Here is a 23824-nt window from a genome sequence, read left to right as displayed (position 1 = left end):
TCTCGGCCTCCTGTCTATGCCGTCGTTATCGCCTTCCCCACAAGAAAATGACGCTCCGAACCGGCTCGCGGTTGGGCGTCATTTTTGCGTACTCTCATGCGGCTTAGAAGAACTTCAGGATCTCCGCCTTCACTTCGTCGTTGGAGCCGCCGACGAGCGTCTGATGCTGCGGCTTCTCGAACAGCGCTTCGATCTGAGGCGGGAACGTCTGCTCGATCTGGATCAGCTCGATCGCCTCGTTGAATTTGGCCGGGTGCGCGGTCGACAGCGCGACCGTTACTTCATCCGCGGCGGTATTCTTCTCCGAGGCGGCGACGCCGCAAGCGGTGTGCGGATCGAGCAGGTAGCTGTACTCGTCGTGGTACTGCCCGATCGTCGCGAGGCACTCGTCGTTCTGCACGCCGTACGCGACGAAGTCCGCCTGCACTTGCTTCAGCTTGTCGGCCGGGATGGCGATTTTGCCTTCCTTCTTGAAGCCGTCCATCAGCGTCGCCGTCGTCGCGGCATCTTCCCCGTACAAGTAGTACAGGTAACGCTCGAAGTTGCTCGCGACCTGGATGTCCATCGACGGACTGTACGTCATATGGAATTCGCCCGGCTGGTAGACGCCTTCGTTCACGAAGCGCTCCAGGATGTTGTTCTCGTTCGTCGCCAGGATGAGCTTGTTCACCGGCAAGCCCATTTTCTTAGCCAAATACCCCGCGAAGATGTCCCCGAAGTTCCCCGTCGGAACGCTGAAGTTCACCTTGCCGGCCTGCCCTTGCTTGGCGAGCTGGAAGTAAGCGTAGAAGTAATACACCGTCTGCGCCAGGACGCGGGCGATGTTGATGGAGTTGATCGCGCGCAGGTGGTACTGCTGCTTGAACGCCACGTCGGCGAACAGCTCCTTGATGATGCGCTGGCAGTCGTCGAAGTTGCCTTCGACCGACAGGTTGAGCACGTTGGCGTCGTCCACCGTCGTCATCTGCAGCTCCTGCACCTTGCTGACCTTGCCGTTCGGATGCAGGATGCAGATCTTGATGCCTTCCTTGCCGCGGACGCCTTCGATCGCCGATGCGCCCGTGTCGCCCGACGTCGCGCCGAGAATATGGATGATGGAGTTCGTCCGGCGGGAGATGTACGAGTACAGGTTCCCGAGGAATTGCAGCGCGATGTCCTTGAAGGCGAACGTCGGCCCGTGGAACAGCTCCAGGATGTGCAGGTTGTTGTTCACCCGGCGGACGGGCGTCACTTCCTCGTGGCGGAACGTCGCGTAGCTGTCGTCCACGAGCTTCTTCAGGTCTTCGCGCGGGATCTCCCCGTCCACGTAGAGCGAGAACAGCTCGAGCGCCAGCTCCGGATAGGAGAGCTTCTGCCACTGGGCGAGCGTGTCGGCCGATAGTTGCGGGATATGCTTCGGAACGAGGAGGCCTCCGTCGTCGGCCAGTCCCATCAGGACGGCATCGACGAAGCCGATGGCTCCTACTTTCCCCCGAGTGCTGATGTATTCCATAACGATCCCCTTGCGTGTGAGAGATTTTCAATCATTGTATCAAAAAAAACGGAACCGTGCTTAACTTTGCGCTGATTTTGTGCGGCGGAATCTTGGCCCAGGGGGGCGTCACAGCAGGGCCTTCGCAAGGACGTGAATCGCTTCCTCGACGTCCACCGTTCGCTCCGTCCGGTCGGCCATGTCCTTGAGGACGACCTGGCCGAGCTCCTTCTCCGTCTCGCCGATCAGAATCGCGAAGCGGGCTCCGCTCTCCGACGCGGCCGCCAGCGCCTTCTTCAGCTTCCGTCCGCCCGTCTCGACGGTCGCGCGAATGCCTTCCGCCCGCAGCAGGGCGGCCGTCCGGAGCGTCTCGGCGACGGCGTCCCCGATCGCGATGACCGGCACCGGCGGCGCGGCGGGCGGCATCGCGGCCGGACGATCGCGCAGGATCGCGAGGATGGACTCCATCCCGAACGAGAGGCCTGCGGCGGGGAACGGCAGATCGTCTCTCCCCAGCAGCTTGCCGATCATCGCGTCGTAGCGCCCGCCGCTGGCCAGGCTCGAGGCGAAGTCCCCGCTCGCGCCGAAAATCTCGTACACCGTCCCGGTGTAGAAGCTGAGCCCGCGCGAGAGGAACGGGTCGAAGACGCAATCTTCGCCCAGCCCGACCCGCTCGAGCAGGGCTTGAAGGGCGGCGACCTCTTGGGCTCCGGGGCTTGTGAGGAGATCGAGTCGGTCGGCGATCCGTTCGAACCGGCCGGGGCTCCGCTCCATCAGGCCGGGGCGATTCTCGGCGCGGAGAAGCTCGCGGATTCGGCCGATTGTCCGGGGCTCGATTCCTTTGTCGGCCAGCTCGGCCAGTACGCCTTCCGCGCCGATTTTCTCCAGCTTGTCGAGCGTTAGCATGACCGATGCCGTCTCGTCGGCGGGTACGCCGACCGCGGCGAGCGTCTCGCCGAGGAACCGCCGGTTGTTCCACCGGATCCGGACCGGGACGTCCAGCCGGCGGAACGCTTCGGCCGCCAGCAGCAGCAGCTCGGCCTCCGCCTCGGGGCCGGCGATGCCGACGACGTCCGCGTCGCATTGGACGAATTCGCGAAGCCGCCCTCGCTTGACCGGTCCGTCCCGGAACGCCTTGCCCATCTCGTAGCGCCGGAAGGGGAACTGGAGGCCGGGGTTCAGCGCGACGACCTTGGCGAACGGGATCGTCAGATCGTAGCGAAGGCCGAGCCGCCTCTCGCCTTGGTCGCTCAGCTTGTACATCTCCTTCAGGATCTCGTCCCCGCCCGCGTACTTCGAGGTCAGCAGCGTAAGCTCGTTTAAGATCGCCGTCTCCATCCCGGTGAAGGCGTAGAGCTCGAACACCTCCCGCAAGACGGCTTGAACCCGGCCTCGCAGCGCTTGCTCTTCGCCGAAGAAGTCGAACGTTCCTTTGACATTCTGCATGTTCCCCATTCCTCTCTCCTGAGAATAAATAAAAAAACGCGCAGGACCTCTTGGTCCTGCGCGTCGGATGCCGCAGGGAGGCCAACGCGAATGGCGTTAGCCCTCCCTGAATGTTCCTCAGGAGTGCTAACGCTGCCTGTAATGGTAATGAAGTTGTCCAAGTACGATCGGGTTCATGGAACCGATCCCCTTCCCTTCATCGTTGGAGCCATTATAGCGGATAGCGAAGCGATGTTCAAGAACTAGGCTAACGAAGGGAGGCCGGGAATAGGATAGCTACAGCGATAAATACGTATCGGAGGGGATGATTCCGAATGAAAATGAAAGCATTATTGCTGGCCGTCGTAACGGTCTGCCTGCTGTCGATCAGTTCAGGCGCCCTATCCGCAGCCGCACCCGAACCCGACAACCCGCCCGCAAGCAGCCGATATAACATCTACCTGAAGCTGGACGGCATCTGCGGCGAGTCAACGTCCGACAAGTATGCCGATTGGATCGAGCTCGCCGGGGTCGAGTTCGGGGTCTCGAATGCCGCGGCTGCCGCGGCTCCCGTCAAAGGCTCGGGAGCGGGGGCGGGGAAGCCTTCGCTGGATAGCTTCGAGGTCGCCAAGCAGGTCGACTGCTCGTCGGTTCCCCTGCTGGAGTATTCCCTCTCCGGCAAGCACGTGAAGAATGGTCAGATCGCGTTCGTCCCGAAGACGGGCGAAGGGGCGGACCCCATTCTGACGATCAACCTGAAGGACGTCGTCGTCGCCGGTTACCGATTCGACGACCTGAACGAGACGATCAAGCTGTCGTTCGCGGCCGTCGAATTCAGCTACGTCGGGCAGGACGCCGCGGGCGCGAAGAAGCCCCCGGTCAAGGGCGGCTGGAACTTCGCCAAGAACGCGAAGACGTAATCGGGCCGGAGCGGCCGAGCCGCCGTGCTGGAGATGGCGCATAAGGCGCCGGCTGACAAAAAACGGGCTGTCCCTAAGGGACAGCCCGTTCGGCATGCGTGGCACGGTAAGCAACTCGTGCGCGGTATGAGATCTGTAACCGCCAAAATGGAGGTTACAGCGTCGACAGCACGTGGTTTGGGGTCTGTAACATCCAAAATGGAGGTTACAGCGTCGACAGCACGTGGTTTGGGGTCTGTAACATCCAAAATGGAGGTTACAGCATCATCAACGCGCGGCATTGGCTCTGCAACCGCCAAAATGGAGATTGCAGCACCGGCAGCGAGCGGTTCGCGCCTGCTCTATCTTCTCGCGGGCGCCTTCCGGTTCGGTCTCGGCGGCGCGGACGGCGCCGGCGGCTTCTCCGGAGGAGACGTGATCACCATCGGGTACGGGTGGTCCTCGACGACGGGGATTTTTTTCTTAATCAGCTTCTCGATATCCTTCAGGTACGGCAGCTCCTCGTATTCGCAGAAGGAGATCGCGATGCCGCTGTGGCCCGCCCGGCCGGTGCGGCCGATCCGGTGCACATACGTCTCCGGAATGTTCGGGAGATTGTAGTTGATGACGTGCGACAGCTCCTCGATGTCGATGCCCCGGGCCGCGATGTCGGTCGCCACCAGCACGCGGGTCGTCCCGTTCTTGAAGTTGTTCAGCGCCGCCTGGCGGGCGTTCTGCGACTTGTCGCCGTGAATCGCCTGCGCCGTGATCTTCGCCTTCGTCAGGCCGCGGACGACGCGGTCGGCCCCGTGCTTCGTGCGGGTGAAGACGAGCGCCGACTCGATGGACTTGTCCTGCAGCAGCAGAGTCAGCAGGGCCAGCTTGTTCGGCTTGTCCACGAAGTAGACGGACTGCTCGATCCGCTCCGCCGTCGACGAGACCGGAGTGATCTCCACCTTGACCGGGCTGGTGAGCAGGGAGTCGACCAGCTTCGTGATCTCGGGCGGCAGGGTGGCCGAGAAGAAGAGCGTCTGCCGCTTGGCGGGCAGCTTGGCGATGATCCGCTTCATATCGTGGATGAAGCCCATGTCGAGCATGCGATCGGCCTCGTCGAGGACGAGAATCTGCACGTGCCGCAGGTCGACGAACCCCTGGTTCATCAGGTCGATGAGGCGGCCCGGCGTGGCGATCAGGATGTCCGTGCCTTGCTCGAGCTGCTGCTCCTGCGCCCTCTGAGACACGCCGCCGACGATGACGACGCTCCGAAGCCGCGTGAAGCGGCTGTACGCCCTGATGTTGTCGTAGATCTGAATGGCGAGCTCGCGCGTCGGCGTCAGGATCAGGGAGCGGATCGGGCGCGGCACGTTCGGCCGGGGCTGCTGCTCGCTCAGCAGCTGGATGATCGGCAGCGAGAAGGCCGCCGTCTTGCCGGTGCCCGTCTGCGCGCAGCCGAACAGGTCGCGGCCGGCCAGCACGGGCGGGATCGCCTGCTCCTGGATCGGAGTGGGCTTCGTGTAGTTTTCCTGCGCGAGCGCCTTGAGAATAGGCGGAATGAGGTTCAATTGTTCGAAATTCATAAGGTCTCCTTTATGTTCGGTTCGATCGGATAGTTGGGTCGGTTTAGAAGGCGTTCCCTCCACTTTACCACAATTGGCCGGGCTCTGCCGGAATTCGCTGCGGTCTGCCTCATATTGTGCGCGAAAAAGGCGGTTAAATCAACGGAGGAGGCCTTAAGGCTTGAAAAATGGGGGAGGAAGGGCGAAGCAACCCAAAAAGTCGCCCGAAACGGGCGACATTTTGCTTGCCTCATATTGCGGTTAGTCAGAAAGTGAAGGGAGGGGTAGCGCCATCTGCGATGACTCTTCGACAGGTACGCTTTATGAATCCGGGGAAAAGCGCCTTACTTTTTGTAGCACCCGTTTTCGATTTCTTCAAACAGCGCAGTCCCTCTCGGGTTCCAGCCAAGCATTTTCCGCGCTTTTGCCGAGCGAACGCGGCTATTGGAACCGAAAGCAAAGTGCGCGGCTTCAGGGCCCCATTTCTTAATCGCCTCATCCAGACTCATCCTCTTCGTTATCGGCCCCAATTCGAATGCCCGGTTGATCGATTCGCAAATCTCTCTCATCGAGGCTTCGCCGTTCTCGGCAAAATAGAAGGAACCCGCCGGCGCTTGCTCCACCGCTAATAGATAAAGCTCGACAAGGTCATCGATATGAACGTGAGACCAGATATTCTCGCCTTTTCCGATATGGCAAGCCGCACCGCGCTCCAATGCGAGATCGATCAACCAAGGAACTTGTATGCTGTCCTTGTGAATGCCGTAACCGGCGCCGTAGATCAATGTCGGGCAAATGACTATCGAGCGTATGCCGCGATGGGCGGCGGCGAGCACCGTCCGATCGATCGCGACGCGGGCTGCTTTTTCAGGGAGCGGGTCGATGATTTCTTCCTGATACACCTTGCTGCCGTAATCCCCCGCCGCCTTGTCCCCGACAATGCTGGAACCGCTCGTATGCACGAACGTCTTGCCGCTTCCTTCCAACGCCGTAAGCAACGTCGTCACCGCGAAGATGTGATCCGAATCCGCAGCGTTGACCACGATGTCGGCTTCCTTCGCCGCTTGTATGAGCGGCTCGTAATCGTTTAACGAACCGATAATTGGCGAGATGCCCGACTCTCTAAGTTTGGCGGCTCCCTCGGCTGTTCGAGTCAGGCCCGTTACTTGATAGCCCGCCTGAAGCAATCGGAGCGCGACCGACCCGCCGATATAGCCCGTCGCCCCCGTTACGAACGCTTGCTTGTTCATTTGAGAAGCCTCCCTTTATAATGGAAAAAAATAGAATGCACATTCATTACGATAAGGGGAACCCGCAAGCTTGTTAAGTAGGCACTTTTTATCGCGGTAGTTTCCAAAAAGTAAGTTTTTAGAGAGGAGGCGCAAGCCGTGAAAAACAGAGACCACGATTATGCCGCTTACGTAACGCTGAACATGATCGGCGGCAAATGGAGTCTGCTGATTTTGTGTCATCTGAGAAAAAGGACGATCCGTTTTTGCGAATTTCCGAAGCTTATCCCCGGACTTACACAAAAAATGCTGACCAAGCATTTGCGCGAATTGGAGAATCACGAACTCATCCAACGAACCGTATATCCGGAAATTCCGCCCAAGGTCGAGTACAAGCTTACAGAGCATGGCAAAAGTCTTGGTCCTGTTCTGGATTGTCTCGAACGATGGGGGAAAAACCATTTAAATCGAGTGCGATCTTGAACCGTCTGTGTCGATAACCATGCAACCGGATCCTGCTTGAAGGCATACCGCCCGGCGAGCTCCGCATACAAATAGGGGAAGAGATGGGCTCGCGATTCTATGGGAGGTAGGGTGATGAACGACAAGAACGCCCGCGACCGCGCGTGGAACGGCCATTCCCAGCCAGGCTCCGCTTCCGCTCCGCATCCGGGAGGCCGGCCGCCGGCTTCGCACTCGCAGACGGTCGGGCCGAGAGGCCCCGTCCTGGAACAAGACAGCCTTCTGCACGAGACGCTGGAGACGTTCGTCCACGAGAAGCTTCGGGAGAGGCCCGTACACGTGAAGGGCTTCGGGGCTTTCGGTTATTTTCAGACGGTGTACTCGATGGCGCCCTACACGAAGCTCAGCTTCCTCCAGACCCCCGGCCAGCAGGTTCCCGTCGCCGTTCGATTCTCTCTCGCCGTCAGCAACAAGGGGACGCCGGATACCTCCCGCAACGTGCGGGGATTCGCCGCCAAATTCTACACGGAGCAGGGCGTCTTCGACCTGGTGTTCAACCACATCCCCGTGTTCCTCGTGCGAGACCCGATCCGGTTCCCGGAAGCGATCCGCTCGCTGCTGCCTTCGCCGGTCAACAACCTGATCGATCCCGAGCGGTTCTGGAGCTTCGCGGCGCGGGCGCCGGAGGCCACGCACTTCGTCGTCCGGCTGTACTCCGACGCGGGCACGGTCAAGAGCTTTCGCCACCTTCCGGGGCATAGCGTGAACACCTATGTGTGGCGGAACGCGCAGGGCGTCCGGACGTACGTGAAGTACCGGTGGGTGCCGCTCGCCGGGGAGCAGGTCATCGACAGCCGGGAAGCGGCCCGATTGGCCGGCGAGAATCCGGATTACGCGGGGAAGGACTTGTACGATACGCTGGCGAGGGGCACGAACGTGGAGTACGGGCTGTACGTGCAGCTGATGAACCCGCAGGACGAAGCGGCGCTGCCCTTCGACCCGCTGGACGATACGAAGGTGTGGGACGAACGGCAATATCCTCCGCTGCCGGTCGGCCGACTGGTGCTGAACCGCAACCCGGACAACTACAAGGAACAGGTGGAAAAGCTGGCTTTCTCGCCGTCCAACCTGCTGGACGGGGTCGAATTGTCGGACGACAAGATGCTTCAAGGCCGCGCCAACATCTATTGGGATTCGCAGCGTCATCGGCTCGGGCCCGAGTTCCGCGGCATTCCGATCAACGGCGAGGCGGGTTGGACGCCCGCTTCGGTCGCCACCAGCGGCGAAGGCCGGCACGTGGAGGGCCGCCTCGTGCGGTCGGACCTGCCCAAGACCGACGACTTCACGCAGGCCGGCCAGTATTACCGCTCGCTGACGCCGGTGCATCAGGAGCGCCTGGTCGACAATCTTGCCGCCGATCTGGCGGGGATCTCCCCGGAGACGCAGAGAGTCGTCTTGGGCTATCTGTACCAGGCTTCGCCGGAGCTGGGGGAGCGGGTGACCCGGCAGATCGGCGTCTATGCCGAAGGGTCGTCTTGATTCGAACAGCGGCATGAGCGAGGCCGGCTCTCCGGATGGAGGGCCGGTTTTCGCTTGCTAGTCGATCAAACGCGCTAACGCGGACTCGCGGAATAGCAGCGGCGAAGCAGCCGGAACAGGACAAGATTCGCTGCGTACACCAACGCGTATGTCGGGATGGAGTAGAGGTGCCGCCAACCCGTGAATTTATAAACGTGGAAGAACATGGAGAACCACTCCAGGCCGGTCGTGAGCAGCGCCCATCCGACTATGTACAATGCGAGCTTGAAGCCCGTCGGCTTCCATCGGTCGTACGAATAGATAACCAGATAAGCCGTCGGAGAGTACAGCAGCACATAGATCAGCAGATCGAAGAGCTGATAATCCGGCCCGTCGTTGATATTGTACAGATTCAGCGGCTTGGTCGCGATCATGAAATCGACGAAATTGGCGACGTACAGGTTGAACAGCCAAATAACGATGCTCAGCGAGACGGGGAAGCGTAGGGGCAGAGAGAAGATCAACGAGTAGACGAGAACGCTCGCGACGAGGATGAACCACTCGTTGGCGTCGAATCGTGTCGGCAGATTCATCGTACATTCCCTTCCCGTCTCAGCAGGTAACGATACAAGTGAGCGAAGGCGAGCGTCGCGGCCAACCTCGAAGTTCGATCCGCCAGCATCATTCCCTGGTTCCACCGGACGTAAGTCGTCAGCCCCAGCGCATGGAGGGCATACTCCGTCCCTAATGCCAGCAGGAGCCACCAGGCCGCGGCCATCGCTTTCTGATAGAGGTTAAGGCGGCCGTGGAACCAGCCGAACAACATCCACACGGTCAGGCTGGGGAGCAGGACGACCTCCGTAAGAATAAGAGCGGACATGACGGTCAGGTTCTTGTCGAAGGAGATCCGCTTCCAGACCAGCGCAATCACATAGAACCAATGCTCGGATACGGCTCCGAACATCAGCCAGCCGGCGACAATCTCGACGGGATGCAGGACGGTCCTGGCGTACCGCAGCGAGAACAGCAGCAACGCGCAGATGAAGATGACGAGAATCAGGATGGCGATCGGCGCCAATGAGCTTCAGTCCATTCGGTCCTAAGTTAGGATGGGATTCATATTCTGCTCCATAATCCCCCAACTCATGTCCGATTGGCGCTTCAAGGCTTGGAAGAGCCGCCGCTCTTGACGAGGCCGGTGGAGGCGAGCGGGCCGTAATTGATAAGGCGGGTCATGATCAGCGCGACTTCCCGCGGCGTCTGCCGGCAGCCGGATGCGAACCAGTGCTGCAGGACGCCGACATTGGCCGAGGACACGAAGGCGATCAAGTATTCGCGCGGCACCTGCAGCTTGTCCTGCTGCTCCGGCGGAATCATGTCGGACAGCTTGTCGAACAGCTTGGCTTGCATCAATCCCTTGACGCGAAGCACGAACGAGGGGTCTCCGCGCGGTCCCAGCATCAAGCCGCAGAAGTCGGCGTTCCGCTGCCAGAGCTCCAGAATCCTGACGATCGCCTGATAAGGTTCGTCCCGTTCGGCGGCCCGCATCAGATCGCGAACGTCGATCTCGTCCCCGAGCTCGGACAGCTTCCCCAGCACCTCCTCCTGAATCTGCTGGAGCAGGTCGATGACGTCCTTATAGTGAAGGTAGAACGTTCCGCGGTTGACGTCGGCGCGCTCCGTCAGCTGGCTCACCGTAATCCTCTCCAAGCCGTGCTCCTCCATCAGCTCCACCAGCGCCTGGCGCAGCAGCTTCTTCGTTCGAAGCGTCCGGCGATCGACGGGCTTCTCCTTCATGCGAACCCTCCTTCTCTTCCCGCAAAAAGAATTTTTATGGATAATCGACAGACCCGATCCGGCGTGTTCAGTAATGAGCATTCCGGCCTTGTTCTGCTTATTGATCTTCCTCACCCCCTCATTATAATTAACAGTGCGATCGATAATCAACAACATGTTCAATAAAATGATGAGGCGGTGCGAACGATGTCCATCCTTAGACAGAAATTCGTGTGGATCGGTACGGCAGTCGTGTTAGCGGTGCTCATGATTTTCGGGCTGGCGATGATGGGGTCCGTGCTGGGCGCGAAGGCCAAGTCGCTTCCGGTCGCCTTGGTCGTGCTCGACCGGCCGGTCGACGTGCCGGGGGGCGGGCAGCTGGCGCTCGGAGAGACGGTGAAGGAGAAAATTACGGGGATCGCGCAGCTTCCGGTGAAGTGGCGGGCGATGCCGACGGAAGAAGACGCGAAGGCGGCGCTGGACCGGCAGGACGTGTACGGGGCTCTCGTCATTCCGGCCGACTTCAGCGCCGGGGTGGCGTCGATCCAATCGGCGGAGCCGAAGCCGGCCGTCGTGAAGCTGTACGTGAACGAAGGCATGAACTCGCAGGCGGCTGCGGCCGTGAAGACGATGCTGGGCCAAGTGGCCAAGAACATGGGAGGCGAGCTGTCCCGCATGGTCCTGGAGCAGCTGGGGCAGCGGACGCAGCAGGTGCCGATCGGCACGGCGCAGGCGCTGCTCGCTCCGTTCCAGACGGAGGAGATCGTCGTTCATCCGGTAGGCGCGAACAACGGCAACGGCGGCGCTCCGAACATGCTCACTCAAATTACGTGGATGGGGAGCCTGGTGGGCAGCATCTTCCTCTTCCTGGCGGCATCGGCCGCCCGCCGCGCCGGAAGGCCATGGAGCGTCGCCAGCGCGCAAGTGCTGCTCGGTCTCGCGCTGGGCGCGGTCGTCTCGGGCTTCACGGTATGGATGGCGAATTCGTGGTACGGCATGGAGCTGCGGGATAGCGGAGCGGTATGGCTCTTCCTGTGGCTGGCCGCCTCGGCGTTCTTCCTGATGCAGACGGCGCTCTTGAACTGGCTCGGCTTCCCGGCCATGGGCTTGCTCGTGCTGCTGCTGTTCTTCTCGATGCCGCTGCTCAACCTGCCGCCGGAATTCATGCCGCAGGCGACGCAGGATTGGCTGTACTCGTGGACGCCGTTCCGCTACGCGGCTTCGGGCCTGCGCAGCCTGATGTACTTCGGCGGCGAGGAAGGGATGTCGCTGCCGTACGGCGTTCTGTGGTGGATCGCCGGCATCGGCGCGGCGGTCGCCCTGGCTTCGGCCGCGCGCAAGCCGCGCGGCGGCGGCTCGAAGGCCGCGACGGATACGAAGGTCGCGGGCGCGGATGCGCATTGACAGCGACGAGAATACGTGTTATTTTCGCGATAGGATAATAAAGGCAATGTAACCTTAGGGTTCAACCTCGCTGAGAAGGGGGTTGGACCCTTTTTGCATGCCTGACCAAGGGAGGATTCGTCATGCGGAGAACGGAACTGCTGCTGCAGAGGCTCGACGAGATCGGCAAGTCGCTCGAACGCAAGGAAGGGGCTCTTTTATTGCTAGGCGTCGGTTCGGTCGGGATCGAGACAGAACGGCTGGACGACTATTCGGATCTGGACTTCTTCGTAATCGTGAAGCCCGGGTACAAAGACAGGTTCATCGATCGGTTGGATTGGCTCGAAGAAGTACGCCCTCTTGCCTATGCGTTCAAGAATTCGGAGCTCGGGTACAAGATTCTGTTCGAGGACGGAATCTTCGGGGAATACGCCGTATTCGAGGAAGAGGAGCTGGCGGACGCGTCCTATACGGAAGGCCGGGTCGTCTGGAAGGATCCCCTGTACGGCAATACGGGAATCGCCAAACCCTCCAACCCGATCCCCAGCTTAAAGAAGGACTCCTTGGAGCACCCTCTGAACGAAGCCTTAACGAATCTATATGTAGGGCTCGGCCGCTATGCAAGGGGCGAGCGACTGTCCGCGATGAGGTTCGTTCAAGGGTACGCTATCGACAGGATTCTGTCCGTGCTTCATCTGCTGGAGCCGGAGGCGGATTATGATCCCGACCCCTTCGGCAACGAGAGGCGGCTGGAAAAGAGATTCCCTCGTTTCGCGGATATAGTAGGAGACATGCTGCAGGGATACGATCGCGTTCCCGAATCGGCGCTTCGCATTTTGGAGTTCATCGAAGGGGTTTATCCCGTCAATCGAAGGTTAAGCGATGAAATCCGCCGATTGGCTGAACCAGCTTGTCGTTAGAACAGCGTGTAAGAAAGCGAACCGACCGGATCGTTCCGGGGGTTCGCTTTTTTATTTTTACATGCGAATGACATTCGCCTGACTTCGCCGAAATAAACGGTCTCTATAATCACAAACAAACGGAAATGAGCAAGAGTGAGCAATAGTGTGCAGAAAAGGGCAATCGAATGTTCAAGAGAAGGAATGGATGCGATGTTCGAAGGCTTCATTATCGATCTCGACGGCACGGTCTATCGCGGAAGGCGGGCGATCGAAGGGGCGGCCGAGGCGATCGCGCGATTGAAGAGAATGGGGAAGCGGGTCGTCTTCCTGAGCAATAGAGGGAATTATTCGCGCGAGATGTGCGCGGCGAAGCTTCGCGGGATGGGCGTGGAGGCTCGGGAGGAGGAGATTGTGCTCAGCTCGACGGTGGCCGCTCTATATTTGAAAAGGAATCATCCCCGCGACGCCGTGTGGACGCTGGGCGACGAGGGGCTGAGGGACGAGCTGCGGGTCCACGGCGTCTCTCTCGCGGCCAAGCCGGAGGAGGCCGAATGGCTGCTTATCACGCTGCACGAGACTCTGACCTACCGCGATCTGAACGAGGCGTTCCGGGCCGTGCGGCACGGCGCGCGGATCCTGGCGACCAACGCGGACCGCTCGTTCCCGGGCGACGACGGCGAAGCGATCGACGTCGCCGGCATGATCGGCGCGATCGAGGCGGCGACCGGGCGCAAGGCCGAGGTCGTCATCGGCAAGCCGTCCCGGCTTATGGCCGAGGCCGCCCTCGAAGCGCTGGGGCTGCCCGCCGAGCGGTGCCTCGTCGTCGGCGACAGCCTCGCTTCGGATATCGCGATGGGCCGCCAAGCCGGCATCGCGGCCGCGCTCATGCTGACGGGCTCCGTCTCGCGCGAGGAAGCCGAAGCGGCGGGCCCTGCCCTGCGGCCCGACTGGATCTGGAGCTCCCTGGCCGAGCTGCCGCTTTGGCTGGAGCAAGGCATAGAAGCCGCCGGCGGCCAATCCGCCAACGATTCCGTCAGCGATTCCGCCAACGGCAATCCCATCACCGGCAAGGACATCAACGGCGCAAGCCTGGAGGAAGGAATCGCGAAGATATGAACCAAGCGGAAATGAACCAAGCAGATAGCAACAATCTTGAACACGGCGCGGGAGATCCGAGCTATGGCGGGGCCGGCTTCTCGGAACGGGAGCCGGGGGCGGAGGATCGGGCGGTTCCCCGCATCCTCATTCAAGCGGGGGCGCTTCAAGCGGTCGCGCCCTATCTGGAGGAGCGCGGCATCCGCCAAGCCGTCATCGCCGCCGACGCCGCGACGTACGAGGCGGCCGGCGACAGGCTGGCCCGCCGGCTCGAAGCGGCGGGCGTAGGCGTCCAGGCGACGCGGATCAGCCCGAACGCGCAGGGAGACGTGATCGCGGACGAGGTCGCTCTCCTGCAGCTGCTCGTCGACCTGAAGCGCAGCGGCGCTCCGGCCGTCATCGCGGTAGGGGGCGGCACCCTGCATGACATCGCCCGATTCTGCGCTTATGCCGCAGGCGCCGCCTTCCTCTCCGTTCCGACGGCGCCCTCCGTCGACGGCTTCAACTCGCTCGGCGCCCCGGTCATTCTGCGCGGCGAGAAAATCACGATCCCGGCCGTCGGACCGGACGCGGTGTTCGCCGACCTCGACGTGCTGACGCGGGCCCCCGCGAGGCTGGCGGCCGCCGGCTTCGGCGACATGCTCGGCAAGATCACCTCGCTGTTCGATTGGAGGTTCGGCGCCGAGGTCGCGGACGAGCCGTACCTGGCAGAAGCGGCGGACCGGACCCGGCTCGCGCTCGAGACGTGCGTCGCGAACGTCGACCGGATCGCGGCCCGAACCGAAGAAGGCATCCATTCGCTGATCGGAGCGCTGATCGAATCCGGGCTCGCGATGCTGCTGTTCGGCCGGTCGCATCCCGCCTCCGGGTCGGAGCACCACTTGTCCCACTACTGGGAGATGGAATACATCCGGCTCGGCAAGCGCCAGCTGCTGCACGGAGCGAAGGTCGGCGTCGCGAGCGTCGAGATCAGCCGGCTGTATCGCCGGCTCGCGGACCTCGGTCCGGACAGGTGGCTCCCCGCGGCCCGGACGGACGGGGGCCCTATGAACCGCGACGCCTTGGCCGCGCGCATGGCCGACCGCATCGTTGGCCGCTGGAGCGCGCTCGAGCGTGAGCTGCGGCGAATCCCGCAGCCGGAGGCGCTCGCGGAGCTGCTGGCCCGGGCCGGCGGGCCGACGACGCCGGAGGAGCTGGCGATCGAGCCCGAGCTGCTGCGGCGCAGCCTGCGCGAAGCCCATCGCGTCCGGGCGGAACGCTTCACCCTGCTGCGCGCCTATAACGAGCTTGGGGCGTTCCCGTCCCAGCCCCGCTAACGCGAACCGCGAGAACCGCAAGCCCCAAAAAAGAATAACAAAGCGTTTAAACCCGGTTAACACGTCCTTGATCCTTCGTTCCTATAATCGAACCGAACGCAAATAAACACGAATGAGTGCAAATGCGAGCATATGAACAATTTCGAGCGAAGGGGCGGAAGCCGGTTTGTTGCCTGCGGAGAGAAAAATGAGGGTGCTGGAATACGTCAAGCTGCATAACACGGCGACGATCAGCAAGCTGTCCAAGGAGTTCAACGTCCACGACGCGACGATCCGGCGCGATCTGGCGGAGCTGGAGCAGGAAGGGCTGCTGAAGCGGACGCACGGCGGGGCGATCGCGGAGCAGTGGACGAACGACGAGCCTTCCTTCAACGAGAGATCGACGGTGAATCTCGATCAGAAGGCGCGAATCGGCAAGATGGCCGCGAGCCTCGTCAACGAAGGCGACCACATCATTATCGATTCGGGGACGACGACGCTGCACATCGCGAAGAACCTGGCGGGCCGCTCCAACATCACGGTGGTCACGAACGACATGAACGTGGCGGCGGAGCTGCGGGACTCGCCCAAGATCAAGGTCATTCTGACCGGCGGCGAGCTGTATCCCCACAGCTACATGCTCAACGGCATGTTCACCGACCACGTGCTCCGCTCGCTTCATGCGGTCAAGGCGTTCATCGGAACGCCCGCTTTTCACCCGCAGCACGGTCTGATGCATCCCGAGGCGCAGCTCGTGCCGGCCAAGCAGGAGATGATCCGGGCCGCCAGCGAGATCATCGTCGTGACGGACGCGAGCAAGATCGGCAAGGTGTCGCTGCATTCGGTCGCCCCGATCCGCTCGATCCATACGGTCATCACGGGCAAGGAAGCGGCGGAGGCGGACGTGAAGGCGCTGCAGGACCACGGCATTACGGTGTATACGGTGTGACAACGCCGACGGATAGGAGGGATGGAGTTTGGCTTCGATCGTGTTCGAGCAAGTGACCAAGTCGTTCGACCGCACCGCGATTATTCGAGACCTCGATCTGACGATAGAAGACGGCAAGTTCACGGTGCTCGTCGGACCGTCCGGCTGCGGCAAGACGACGCTGCTGCGGATGATCGCCGGCATCGGTCCCCAGACGTCGGGGCGCGTGCTGATCGACGGGAAGGACGTCAGCCGCGTTGCTCCCGGGCAGCGGGGCGTGGCGATGGTGTTCCAGAACTACGCGATCTATCCGACGATGTCGGTGCGGGAAAATATCGAGTTCGGCCTCAAAAACAACAAGGTGCCGAAGGAGGAGCGCAAGCGGCTCGTCGAGAGCATCGGCGAGACGGTCGGGCTGTCCGGGCTGCTGGATCGCAAGCCGTCGGCCCTGTCCGGAGGCCAGAGGCAGCGGGTCGCGCTCGCCCGGGCGATGGTGAAGAAGCCGTCCGTCTTCCTGATGGACGAGCCTCTCTCCAACCTGGACGCGAAGCTGCGCGTACAGATGCGGGTCGAGCTGATCGAGCTGCACAAGAAGCTGGGGACGACGTTCGTCTACGTCACCCACGACCAGACGGAAGCGATGTCGATGGCCGACACGATCGTGCTCATGAACGAAGGGGTCATCCAGCAGATGTCGTCGCCGGCGGAGATGTACCATCGGCCCGCCAATCGATTCGCCGCCGAGTTCATCGGCCTTCCGCCGATGAATATCGCCGAGCTCGGGCCGGACGGCGTCCAGCTCGGGTTCCGGCCGGAGAGCGCGGCGCTGTCCGAGGAGCCGCTGGATCATCACCTCTGCATACGCGGGGTCATCGCGACCCGGGAGATGCTCGGCTCCGAGACGATCTACCAGGTGCGGACGGACAAGCAGGCGTATATGGTCAGAAGCGCGGAGGACCGCTTCGAGGTCGACCGGCCCGTCTACGTCGGCGTTCCGGCCGAGAAGCTGCACTTCTTCGGCGCGGACGGGCGGAGGATCGACGAGCGAAGCTCCGACGTCCGCTGGTATCTGGAAGCGGCGAGAGGGCTCGTCTATGCGTAACCATGCCCTCTGGGAGAAGCTGCGTCCCTACGTCATGATCGCTCCCGCCATGGCCGGCATTGTGCTGTTCGTCGTGTATCCGGTTCTCTACCTGGTCCGGCTCAGCTTCTACAAGTACAACCTGATGAACAAGGCGAAGAGCAAGTTTATCGGCTGGGACAACTACAGGAAGCTCTTCGGCAACGACGACTTCTACAAGTCTCTCGTCAACACGGTCTGGTACACGGTCGGCGTCGTGGCGCTCACGATGATCCTGTCTCTGCTGATCGCGCTGTGGCTTCGGAGGAGCAGCCGCTGGAACGCCCTCGTTCAGGCCGGAATCTTCACGCCGCATATCGTGTCCATCGTCTCGATCGCGCTGCTCTGGCTCTGGATGATGGAGCCCTCACACGGCCTGCTGAATTACGTCCTGCAGTCGCTGGGATTGCCGACCTCGACGTGGCTGCAGAGCTCCAAGACGGCCTTGGTCTCGGTCATCATCGTCTCCGTGTGGCACGGCATCGGCTATTACGCGCTCATTCTCGTCGCGGCGCTGCAGAGCATCCCGCCGAGCATCTACGAAGCGGCGGCTCTCGATAACGCCGGGCGGTTCAAGCTGTTTTTCCGAATCACGCTGCCCCTGATCTCTCCCCAGCTGTTCTTCGTGCTCGTCATCATGACGATCGGGTCGTTCAAGGTGTTCGATACCGTGCAGGTCATGACCGACGGCGGTCCCAATCAAGCGACGTCCACGATCGTGTATTACATCTTCCGGTACCGGTCGACGAACATCGGCTATTCGTCCGCCACGGGCGTCGTGCTGATGCTGGTCGTCGGGGCGCTGACGTTCCTCTACTTCCGGCTGCTGTCCCGGAAGCTGCATTATCAATAAGCGGCGCCTCCGGTCCGGGCCAGGCAAAGGAGCAGGTTTATTCGTGAAAACCATGGATTTGCGGTACGCCAAGCTGACGCTCAGCGCGGTTCTCAAAGCCGTCGTGCTGATGATCTTCGTTTTCCCGTTCCTGTGGATGGTCTCGACCTCGCTGCAGACGCTGCAGGAGACGACGACGGTTCCGCCGACGTTCGTTCCCGCCGTGCCGCAGTGGAACAACTTCGTCCACGCGATGCAAGCGGGGCCGTTCCTGACGTATGCCCGCAACTCCGTCGTCGTGACGGCCGCCATCCTCGTCATTCAGTTCGTCGTGATGATCCCGGCCGCCTACGCGTTCGCCAAGTATCGGTTCGCGGGCCATCGGCTGCTGTTCGGGCTGGTGCTGCTGGCGTTCATGATCCCCGGCCAGGTGACGTTCATCCCCGTCTATCTGATGCTCGCCGATTGGGGATGGATCGATACGCTGCTGCCGCAGATCGTCCCGTTCCTGGCCAACGCGTTCGGCATCTTCCTGCTGCGTCAGTACTTCATGCAGATTCCCGAGGAGCTCGTCGAGTCGGCCCGGCTGGACAACGCGAGCGAGTTCAAGATCATCTGGAAGCTCATGACGCCCATGTCCCGGCCGGCGCTGGCGACGATCGCGCTGTTCAGCTTCGTCAGCCATTGGAACGAATACTTCTGGCCGCTCATTATGACGAATTCCAACTCGGTGCGGCCGCTCACCTTGGGCATCGCGATGCTGCGGGAGACCGAGGGGATCACGAATTGGCACATCGTCATGGCGGGCAACGTCGTGCTGGTCATTCCGATTCTGATCGCGTACGCGTTCTGCTCGAAGTGGATCGTGAAGGCCTTCGTCTATTCGGGGATTAAATAATCTTTAATTCCCTTGCAATAGAAGCGTGCGAGGCGGAAAGAGATGACCCCTATAGTCCCCCGGAAAATGCGGTGATTGGGGGGCGCCTGGGAGCGAATCGTTCTTCCAATCGCTGTTGCCGCCGGATTTCTATGAATGGTAACCCCCAGAAAAGGTAGAAATCCGGCGGCAAAGGCGACCACTTCGTTTTTCCAGAACGATTTCGCTTTTTGCGCTGCTATTCACCGAAAATTTCAGGGGGACAAGGCGGCCAACTCCTCACGCTCTTCACGCCGCGCGAAAAAAAGATTATTTAAAAAGACTCATGTGGAGGGAAAAACGGTGAAAAAGATGGCTATGGGTGGCAAGCTGGGCATGATGATGAGCGCGACGATGCTGCTCGGGGTACTGGCCGGCTGCGGAGGCGGCGGCAACGCCAATAATCAGGCGGGCGGGAGCGCGACTCCTTCGCAGAGTCCGTCGGCGACGGCGAGCGAGTCGGCTAGCCCGGAGGCGTCGGGTTCCGGTTCCGGGTCTGGCTCCAAGACGACCGTTCAATTCTGGCATTCGCTATCCGGCAAGAACGGCGAGTACATGGACCAGCTGATCAAGCGGTTCAACGATTCGCATCCGAACGTCGAGGTCGTCGGCACGTTCCAAGGCGGCTACGACGAGACGGTGACGAAGCTGCAGCAAGGGCTGGCGTCGAACACCGCTCCGGACGTGAGCATGCTCGAGCGCGCCTACGTGCAGATGTTCGCCGATTCCGACGTGCTCGAAGATCTGACTCCGTACCTCGCGTCCTCCGGGCTGAGCGCCGACGATTTTACGGCCGCTCTGATGGGTCACTCCATTTTCGACGATAAACTGGTTGCCCTTCCCTTGAACCGCTCCACGCCGATCCTGCACATCAACAAGACGCTGCTGGACGAGAAGGGGCTGTCCGTTCCGACGACCTGGGAAGAGCTCAAGAAGACGGCGAACGCGCTGGTCGTCAAGGAGAACGGCCAAGTGTCGCGCTACGGCCTGACGATGCCTTACGACACGTGGTATCCGCTCGCGATGATCACGCAGGCCGGCGGCAAGTTCTTCAACGACGAAGGCACGTCGGTCGGCTACGGCGACGAAGGCGTGAAGACGTTCCAGTACCTCAAGGATCTGCAGAACACGGGCGCCCTGTACTATCCGCCGGCCAAGGACTCGGGCAATATCGTCAACAATATGTTCATCGACGGCAAGGTCGCGATGATGTTCCAATCGACGGGCTCGATCGGCGGCCTCGCGGGCTCCGTGACGTTCGATTACGCGACGGCGTTCCTGCCGAAGGACGTCCGGAACGCGACGCCGACCGGCGGCGGCAACGTGGTGATGCTGTCGACCTCCAAGAACAAGGATGCCGCGTGGGAGTTCCTGAACTGGCTCGAGACCGACCCGCAAGGCGCGCAGGCGTTCATCGTCCAGTCGGGCTACCTTCCTTTCACCAAGGCCATGACCGAATCGAAGGAGATCCAGGATCTGTGGGCGAAGGAGCCGAACCGCAAGGTCGCCTACGATCAGCTGCAATACGCGGTCGATACGAACAAGAGCGTGCATTGGCCCGAGGTGATGAAGGAGTTCTTCTCCGCGATCGAAGCGATCATGTACGACAACAAGGACATCCCGTCCACGCTCGACGGCTTCAAGAAGTCGGCCGAACAGATTCTCGCGCAATAACGCCGCGGGCCAGAAGGGTGGAGGAACGATGACAGCGACGGTTGGAATGGAACGGCTGGAAGGCTTCGCGGGCATCACGGTAGCCGGGCATCGGGGGTACAAAAGCCGCTATCCGGAGAACACGCTGCTGGCATTTCGCGCGGCGCTGGATTACGGGGCGGACATGCTGGAATTCGATCTTCACCTGTCCAAGGACGGGGAAGTCGTGGTCATCCACGACGACTCCGTCGACCGGACGACGAACGGCTCGGGGCTCGTGCGGGACTTTACGCTGGAGGAGCTGAAGGCGCTGGACGCGGGAGGCTGGTTCAGCGACGCGTTCCGGGGGCTCGAGATTCCGACGCTGCGGGAGCTGTGCGGGCTGATCGGCGGCTATCCGGGCGTGCTGCTCAACGTGGAGATCAAGAAGGGCCCGGACGCGATGCGGACGGCCGACCTCGCGATCGGCCAGCTGAAGGAATTCGGCCTGCTGCCGCGCTGCGCCTTCACTTGCTTCGACGCCGAGGTTCTCGCCTACATCCATGACAAGTATGGGTTCCGGACGCAAGGATTTCCCGGGCAGCTGATGACGAACTTCGTTCCCGGCGAGCAGGGCACGTACTCCAAGATGTGGGCGGTCGGCATCCCGATGGAGCTGCTGAACGCGGACATCGTGAGGGAATTCGAGGGAATGGGCATTCAGGCGTGGTGCTACTGCCCGGATCGGATCGAGCAGGTCCGGTATGCGCTCGAGTGCGGCGCGAGGCTCCTGACCGTCAACGAGCTCGAGCCGGCGATGCGGCTGCGGAAGGAATCGGAAATGGCGGGCAGCATTCATAAGGACGCGTAGCGCTTGGCTGCCGCAGGTGAACGTTGTTCATCTGCGGTTTTTTCTTTTTTTCTACGAACGACCATTTCGCTGCAAACTTCTTAGAATGCGGAGGCATGGAAGCCTCGTTCATGGCTGCAATCGGAAACACAGGGTTCTCGGTCCATATGCACCTTTCTGTCTAACGAACCATTTAGCGTTAAAAGCCCATTTTGAAAATCTAACGAACTCCAGCGATCTTATTTAGGGCCAATCGAGGGAAAAACGGGCTTCCGGCACGAAATAGCGTTTATACGATTCGTTAGCCGCCTCCCCCAATCGCAACGGGAGCCAGGAAAGATGTGGAGGCTCGACTCGACACGATCTCCGCAAAGATAAGCGACTCTGAGCCCGGATAACAAACGGTATGCGAATTGGGCAGTTGCAGTTTTTTTTGCGTCGATGGCGGGGATGGGATAAGCTGTAAGGAACAGAGCAACCTGGAGCGGAGGCAGCGGTTCTATGCAGATTCAAGTGGTGTGCGTCGGCAAGCTGAAGGAGAAGTATTGGTCGGACGGAGTGGCGGAATATGCGAAAAGGTTGGGGGCTTACGCCCGGCTGGACATTCGCGAGCTGCCGGACGAGAAGACGCCGGACTCGATGAGCCCGGCGGAGGAGGAGCAGGTGCGCGTGCGCGAGGGCGAGCGCATCCTGGCGGCGCTGAAGCCGGACGCGCACGTCGTGGCGCTCGCCATCGACGGCGAGGCGTGGTCGAGCGAGCAGCTCGCCGCGCACTTGGAGCGCCAGGCCGTCTACGGCGGCGGCTCCGTCAGCTTCGTCATCGGCGGCTCGCTCGGCCTGTCGCCGGCCGTCCTGTCCCGCGCCGACAAGAAGCTGTCGTTCGGGCGCATGACCTACCCGCATCAGCTCATGCGGGTGCTGCTTCTGGAGCAGGTTTACCGGGCGTTTAAGATTAATCGGGGTGAACCGTACCATAAGTGACGGCAAATTTTTGGATTTAATTGTAATCTATCTACTATCCTCGCTGATACTTCTTATCCATTGGGGGATGTCGAACCCACAGCGGTTGCGCTCTGCTCGCGTCGTCGTCGGCTAGCCTGGAATGCGGCCGTGACGACGAGGACTCCTGCGATAAGAGTGACGACGCTTGCCACCTGCAGCGCGGATTCGGCTCCGGTGGTGAAGGAGTCGATGATAGCGATTTGCTGAGCGGGAGCCGCAGCGACGGCTTCGGCTACCGTACGCGGAATCGGGTCGTCGCGTTGAAGGCTTGCCGGAAGATGCCGGGTGAAGCTCTCGGTCAACACGGTGCCGACAATCGCGACGCCGAGGGCGCTGCCAAGTTCCCGGGTTGCGGATTGAAGTCCCCCTGCGACCCCGGCTTGTTCGGCGGGCAGCGCCGCCGTGAGTTCGGCTGTCAGGCATGGGAGAGCGAGAGCGAAGCCGATTCCGATGAGGACGAGCCAGGCTGCGTAGGCGAGATAAGGTTGGTGCAAGGCGGAGGTTAGGCCGAACAGTCCGACGCCGATGGCGAGGAAGGCAGCGGACAGCGTTGCGGGAATACCGACGCGCCTCACCAGGTCGGGAACGTATCGAGCGACGAGCAGCATAGGCACCGTCATAGGAACAATCGCGAGCCCGGCTTGCAGGACGGAGTACCCGCGGCCGTACTGCAGGAGCGAAGCGTTGAGGTAGAACAAGCCAAAGCTGCCGAAGAACATCACGAGCATACCCAGGCTGACGGTGCTGAGCAGGGGGATGCGGAACAGGCGAGGGTCGAGCAAGGGGTGACGAACGCGCAGTTCGACCACGACCCATGCGGAGCCGAGCACGACACTGGCCCCGAACGCGGCGATGACGACGGCGCTGCTCCAACCGCTCCCCGGCCCCTCGATGATGCCGATTAAGAGAGCAATGGTTGCTGCGACAAGCAAGGCGGTGCCGGCAGGGTCAAGACTGCGTGGGCTGCGGCTGCTGCGCCGTACGGCAAGAGCCGACCAGATCGCGCAGAGAAGCGCAACAGGCACGATGGCCATGAACAGGGTTCGCCATGATCCTGTAGTCAGCAAAGCCGCGCCGGCGATGTTGCCGACGAGCCCGCCTATGCCGGTGGTCGCGCCCCAGATGGCGAGGGCTCGGCCGCGCCGTTCGGGTGATGTCGCGTGAACCAGCACTCCCACGCAGTTCGGAAGCACCAGCGCCGCTCCGACGCCGGTGATCGCGCGGCCGAGGATTAGGATGGTCACGTTCGCCGAGACGGCCGAGATCGCCGCCCCGGCCGCGAACGTGACGAGCCCGGCGATCAGCACGCCCTTGCGTCCGAATCGGTCGCCGGCCGCGCCCCCCGGGATGACCAGGCAGGCGAACACGACGACATAAGCGTCAACGATCCACAGCAGCTCTGAGGAGCTCGGGTGCAGCCCGCTGGCCGCGAGCATCGGAACAGCCAGATTGATGGCGGCGACGAGGCCCACGACCAGGATGGTGCACGCGCACACGCATGCCAGAACCCGCCCCTGATGCCGAGAAGGTATC

22 protein-coding genes are annotated in these 23824 nt (G+C 61.5%); 14 read left to right on the top strand and 8 right to left on the bottom strand.

The features are described from left to right. Positions 1–103 precede the first annotated feature (103 nt). Together thrC and hisS are read right to left on the bottom strand one after the other, a co-directional pair. Entirely contained in the window at positions 104–1492 is a 1389-nt protein-coding gene (thrC, locus tag H7B90_RS08540) for a threonine synthase (RefSeq protein WP_185135433.1), read from the bottom strand. Positions 1493–1600: 108 nt separating this feature from the next. Then, positions 1601–2917: a histidine--tRNA ligase gene (gene hisS, locus H7B90_RS08535; RefSeq protein ID WP_185135432.1), complete on the bottom strand. Its 1317-nt coding sequence runs from the start codon at positions 2915–2917 to the stop codon at positions 1601–1603. A gap of 314 nt (positions 2918–3231) precedes the next feature. Here hisS and H7B90_RS08530 point away from each other — a divergent pair, with 314 nt between their 5' ends. Next, complete coding sequence (locus H7B90_RS08530) at positions 3232–3816, top strand: Hcp family type VI secretion system effector (RefSeq protein ID WP_185135431.1); 585 nt, start codon at positions 3232–3234, stop codon at positions 3814–3816. Between the two features lie 341 nt (positions 3817–4157). Here H7B90_RS08530 and H7B90_RS08525 read toward each other — a convergent pair whose 3' ends face one another. Together H7B90_RS08525 and H7B90_RS08520 are read right to left on the bottom strand one after the other, a co-directional pair. Next, positions 4158–5372, bottom strand: coding sequence for a DEAD/DEAH box helicase (locus H7B90_RS08525; protein ID WP_185135430.1), 1215 nt, complete (start codon positions 5370–5372; stop codon positions 4158–4160). A 323-nt stretch (positions 5373–5695) separates the two neighbouring features. Continuing rightward, a complete protein-coding gene (locus H7B90_RS08520) occupies positions 5696–6601 on the bottom strand; it encodes an NAD-dependent epimerase/dehydratase family protein (RefSeq protein ID WP_185135429.1) in 906 nt (301 codons plus the stop codon). Positions 6602–6784: 183 nt separating this feature from the next. Here H7B90_RS08520 and H7B90_RS08515 point away from each other — a divergent pair, with 183 nt between their 5' ends. After that, entirely contained in the window at positions 6785–7063 is a 279-nt protein-coding gene (locus H7B90_RS08515; RefSeq protein ID WP_185135452.1) for a winged helix-turn-helix transcriptional regulator, read from the top strand. 114 nt (positions 7064–7177) lie between these two features. Continuing rightward, a complete protein-coding gene (locus H7B90_RS08510; protein ID WP_376701723.1) occupies positions 7178–8581 on the top strand; it encodes a catalase in 1404 nt (467 codons plus the stop codon). A 74-nt stretch (positions 8582–8655) separates the two neighbouring features. Here the strand turns inward: H7B90_RS08510 and H7B90_RS08505 are convergent, their stop codons facing one another. The 3 genes from H7B90_RS08505 to H7B90_RS08495 form a co-directional block, all read right to left on the bottom strand. After that, positions 8656–9153: a hypothetical protein gene (locus H7B90_RS08505; RefSeq protein ID WP_185135427.1), complete on the bottom strand. Its 498-nt coding sequence runs from the start codon at positions 9151–9153 to the stop codon at positions 8656–8658. After that, complete coding sequence (locus tag H7B90_RS08500) at positions 9150–9638, bottom strand: hypothetical protein (RefSeq protein ID WP_185135426.1); 489 nt, start codon at positions 9636–9638, stop codon at positions 9150–9152. Before H7B90_RS08500 ends, H7B90_RS08505 begins: the two co-directional genes overlap by 4 nt. An 83-nt stretch (positions 9639–9721) precedes the next feature. Next, positions 9722–10357 carry a TetR/AcrR family transcriptional regulator gene (locus tag H7B90_RS08495; RefSeq protein ID WP_185135425.1) on the bottom strand — a complete coding sequence of 212 codons (636 nt, stop codon included), beginning with the start codon at positions 10355–10357 and terminating at the stop codon, positions 9722–9724. A 186-nt stretch (positions 10358–10543) separates the two neighbouring features. On the opposite strand from H7B90_RS08495, the gene H7B90_RS08490 reads away from it, so the two are divergent. The 11 genes from H7B90_RS08490 to rlmH all read left to right on the top strand — a co-directional run bounded on the left by H7B90_RS08490 (position 10544) and on the right by rlmH (position 22270). Beyond that, positions 10544–11740: a YhgE/Pip domain-containing protein gene (locus H7B90_RS08490; protein WP_185135424.1), complete on the top strand. Its 1197-nt coding sequence runs from the start codon at positions 10544–10546 to the stop codon at positions 11738–11740. Between the two features lie 122 nt (positions 11741–11862). Continuing rightward, complete coding sequence (locus tag H7B90_RS08485; RefSeq protein ID WP_185135423.1) at positions 11863–12639, top strand: hypothetical protein; 777 nt, start codon at positions 11863–11865, stop codon at positions 12637–12639. 183 nt (positions 12640–12822) lie between these two features. After that, entirely contained in the window at positions 12823–13737 is a 915-nt protein-coding gene (locus H7B90_RS08480) for an HAD-IIA family hydrolase (protein WP_185135422.1), read from the top strand. Beyond that, the gene (locus H7B90_RS08475; RefSeq protein WP_311772700.1) at positions 13734–15032 is read left to right on the top strand and encodes a sn-glycerol-1-phosphate dehydrogenase; all 1299 of its coding nucleotides are present in this window, start codon (positions 13734–13736) and stop codon (positions 15030–15032) included. The genes H7B90_RS08480 and H7B90_RS08475 overlap by 4 nt, the downstream gene beginning before the upstream one ends. Before the next feature lie 166 nt (positions 15033–15198). After that, on the top strand, positions 15199–15960 hold the full coding sequence (locus H7B90_RS08470) for a DeoR/GlpR family DNA-binding transcription regulator (RefSeq protein WP_185135421.1): 762 nt from the start codon (positions 15199–15201) through the stop codon (positions 15958–15960). Between the two features lie 28 nt (positions 15961–15988). Beyond that, on the top strand, positions 15989–17041 hold the full coding sequence (locus tag H7B90_RS08465; protein WP_185135420.1) for an ABC transporter ATP-binding protein: 1053 nt from the start codon (positions 15989–15991) through the stop codon (positions 17039–17041). Further along, positions 17034–17912 (top strand): carbohydrate ABC transporter permease, encoded by an 879-nt coding sequence (locus H7B90_RS08460; protein ID WP_185135419.1) that lies wholly within the window; start codon positions 17034–17036, stop codon positions 17910–17912. The genes H7B90_RS08465 and H7B90_RS08460 overlap by 8 nt, the downstream gene beginning before the upstream one ends. Before the next feature lie 52 nt (positions 17913–17964). After that, positions 17965–18789, top strand: coding sequence for a carbohydrate ABC transporter permease (locus H7B90_RS08455; protein ID WP_185135450.1), 825 nt, complete (start codon positions 17965–17967; stop codon positions 18787–18789). Positions 18790–19119: 330 nt separating this feature from the next. Next, positions 19120–20481 carry an ABC transporter substrate-binding protein gene (locus H7B90_RS08450; RefSeq protein WP_260410868.1) on the top strand — a complete coding sequence of 454 codons (1362 nt, stop codon included), beginning with the start codon at positions 19120–19122 and terminating at the stop codon, positions 20479–20481. A gap of 28 nt (positions 20482–20509) precedes the next feature. Beyond that, a complete protein-coding gene (locus H7B90_RS08445) occupies positions 20510–21310 on the top strand; it encodes a glycerophosphodiester phosphodiesterase family protein (protein WP_260410867.1) in 801 nt (266 codons plus the stop codon). Between the two features lie 480 nt (positions 21311–21790). Beyond that, positions 21791–22270 carry a 23S rRNA (pseudouridine(1915)-N(3))-methyltransferase RlmH gene (rlmH, locus tag H7B90_RS08440; RefSeq protein ID WP_185135418.1) on the top strand — a complete coding sequence of 160 codons (480 nt, stop codon included), beginning with the start codon at positions 21791–21793 and terminating at the stop codon, positions 22268–22270. A gap of 53 nt (positions 22271–22323) precedes the next feature. Here rlmH and H7B90_RS08435 read toward each other — a convergent pair whose 3' ends face one another. Further along, positions 22324–23787, bottom strand: a complete 1464-nt coding sequence (locus H7B90_RS08435; RefSeq protein ID WP_221481970.1) for an MFS transporter — start codon at positions 23785–23787, stop codon at positions 22324–22326. Positions 23788–23824: the final 37 nt, after the last annotated feature.

This window comes from Cohnella xylanilytica (assembly GCF_014212175.1).
Classification (GTDB): Bacteria; Bacillota; Bacilli; order Paenibacillales; family Paenibacillaceae; genus Cohnella; species Cohnella xylanilytica.
The sequence above is the reverse complement of the archived record's forward strand: the minus strand, read 5'-3'. Positions and strand labels throughout refer to the sequence as shown.

What these genes read in the sequence shown, in the direction of transcription:
- H7B90_RS08455 (WP_185135450.1), top strand. Translation starts at nt 17,965, where the DNA reads ATGGATTTGCGGTACGCCAAGCTGACGCTCAGCGCGGTTCTCAAAGCC.
- H7B90_RS08460 (WP_185135419.1), top strand. Translation starts at nt 17,034, where the DNA reads ATGCGTAACCATGCCCTCTGGGAGAAGCTGCGTCCCTACGTCATGATC.
- hisS (WP_185135432.1), bottom strand. Translation starts at nt 2,917, where the DNA reads ATGCAGAATGTCAAAGGAACGTTCGACTTCTTCGGCGAAGAGCAAGCG.
- thrC (WP_185135433.1), bottom strand. Translation starts at nt 1,492, where the DNA reads ATGGAATACATCAGCACTCGGGGGAAAGTAGGAGCCATCGGCTTCGTC.
- H7B90_RS08505 (WP_185135427.1), bottom strand. Translation starts at nt 9,153, where the DNA reads ATGAATCTGCCGACACGATTCGACGCCAACGAGTGGTTCATCCTCGTC.
- H7B90_RS08450 (WP_260410868.1), top strand. Translation starts at nt 19,120, where the DNA reads ATGGCTATGGGTGGCAAGCTGGGCATGATGATGAGCGCGACGATGCTG.
- H7B90_RS08480 (WP_185135422.1), top strand. Translation starts at nt 12,823, where the DNA reads ATGGATGCGATGTTCGAAGGCTTCATTATCGATCTCGACGGCACGGTC.
- H7B90_RS08525 (WP_185135430.1), bottom strand. Translation starts at nt 5,372, where the DNA reads ATGAATTTCGAACAATTGAACCTCATTCCGCCTATTCTCAAGGCGCTC.
- H7B90_RS08495 (WP_185135425.1), bottom strand. Translation starts at nt 10,357, where the DNA reads ATGAAGGAGAAGCCCGTCGATCGCCGGACGCTTCGAACGAAGAAGCTG.
- H7B90_RS08530 (WP_185135431.1), top strand. Translation starts at nt 3,232, where the DNA reads ATGAAAATGAAAGCATTATTGCTGGCCGTCGTAACGGTCTGCCTGCTG.
- H7B90_RS08490 (WP_185135424.1), top strand. Translation starts at nt 10,544, where the DNA reads ATGTCCATCCTTAGACAGAAATTCGTGTGGATCGGTACGGCAGTCGTG.
- H7B90_RS08475 (WP_311772700.1), top strand. Translation starts at nt 13,734, where the DNA reads ATGAACCAAGCGGAAATGAACCAAGCAGATAGCAACAATCTTGAACAC.
- H7B90_RS08485 (WP_185135423.1), top strand. Translation starts at nt 11,863, where the DNA reads ATGCGGAGAACGGAACTGCTGCTGCAGAGGCTCGACGAGATCGGCAAG.
- H7B90_RS08520 (WP_185135429.1), bottom strand. Translation starts at nt 6,601, where the DNA reads ATGAACAAGCAAGCGTTCGTAACGGGGGCGACGGGCTATATCGGCGGG.
- H7B90_RS08515 (WP_185135452.1), top strand. Translation starts at nt 6,785, where the DNA reads ATGATCGGCGGCAAATGGAGTCTGCTGATTTTGTGTCATCTGAGAAAA.
- rlmH (WP_185135418.1), top strand. Translation starts at nt 21,791, where the DNA reads ATGCAGATTCAAGTGGTGTGCGTCGGCAAGCTGAAGGAGAAGTATTGG.
- H7B90_RS08445 (WP_260410867.1), top strand. Translation starts at nt 20,510, where the DNA reads ATGACAGCGACGGTTGGAATGGAACGGCTGGAAGGCTTCGCGGGCATC.
- H7B90_RS08510 (WP_376701723.1), top strand. Translation starts at nt 7,178, where the DNA reads ATGAACGACAAGAACGCCCGCGACCGCGCGTGGAACGGCCATTCCCAG.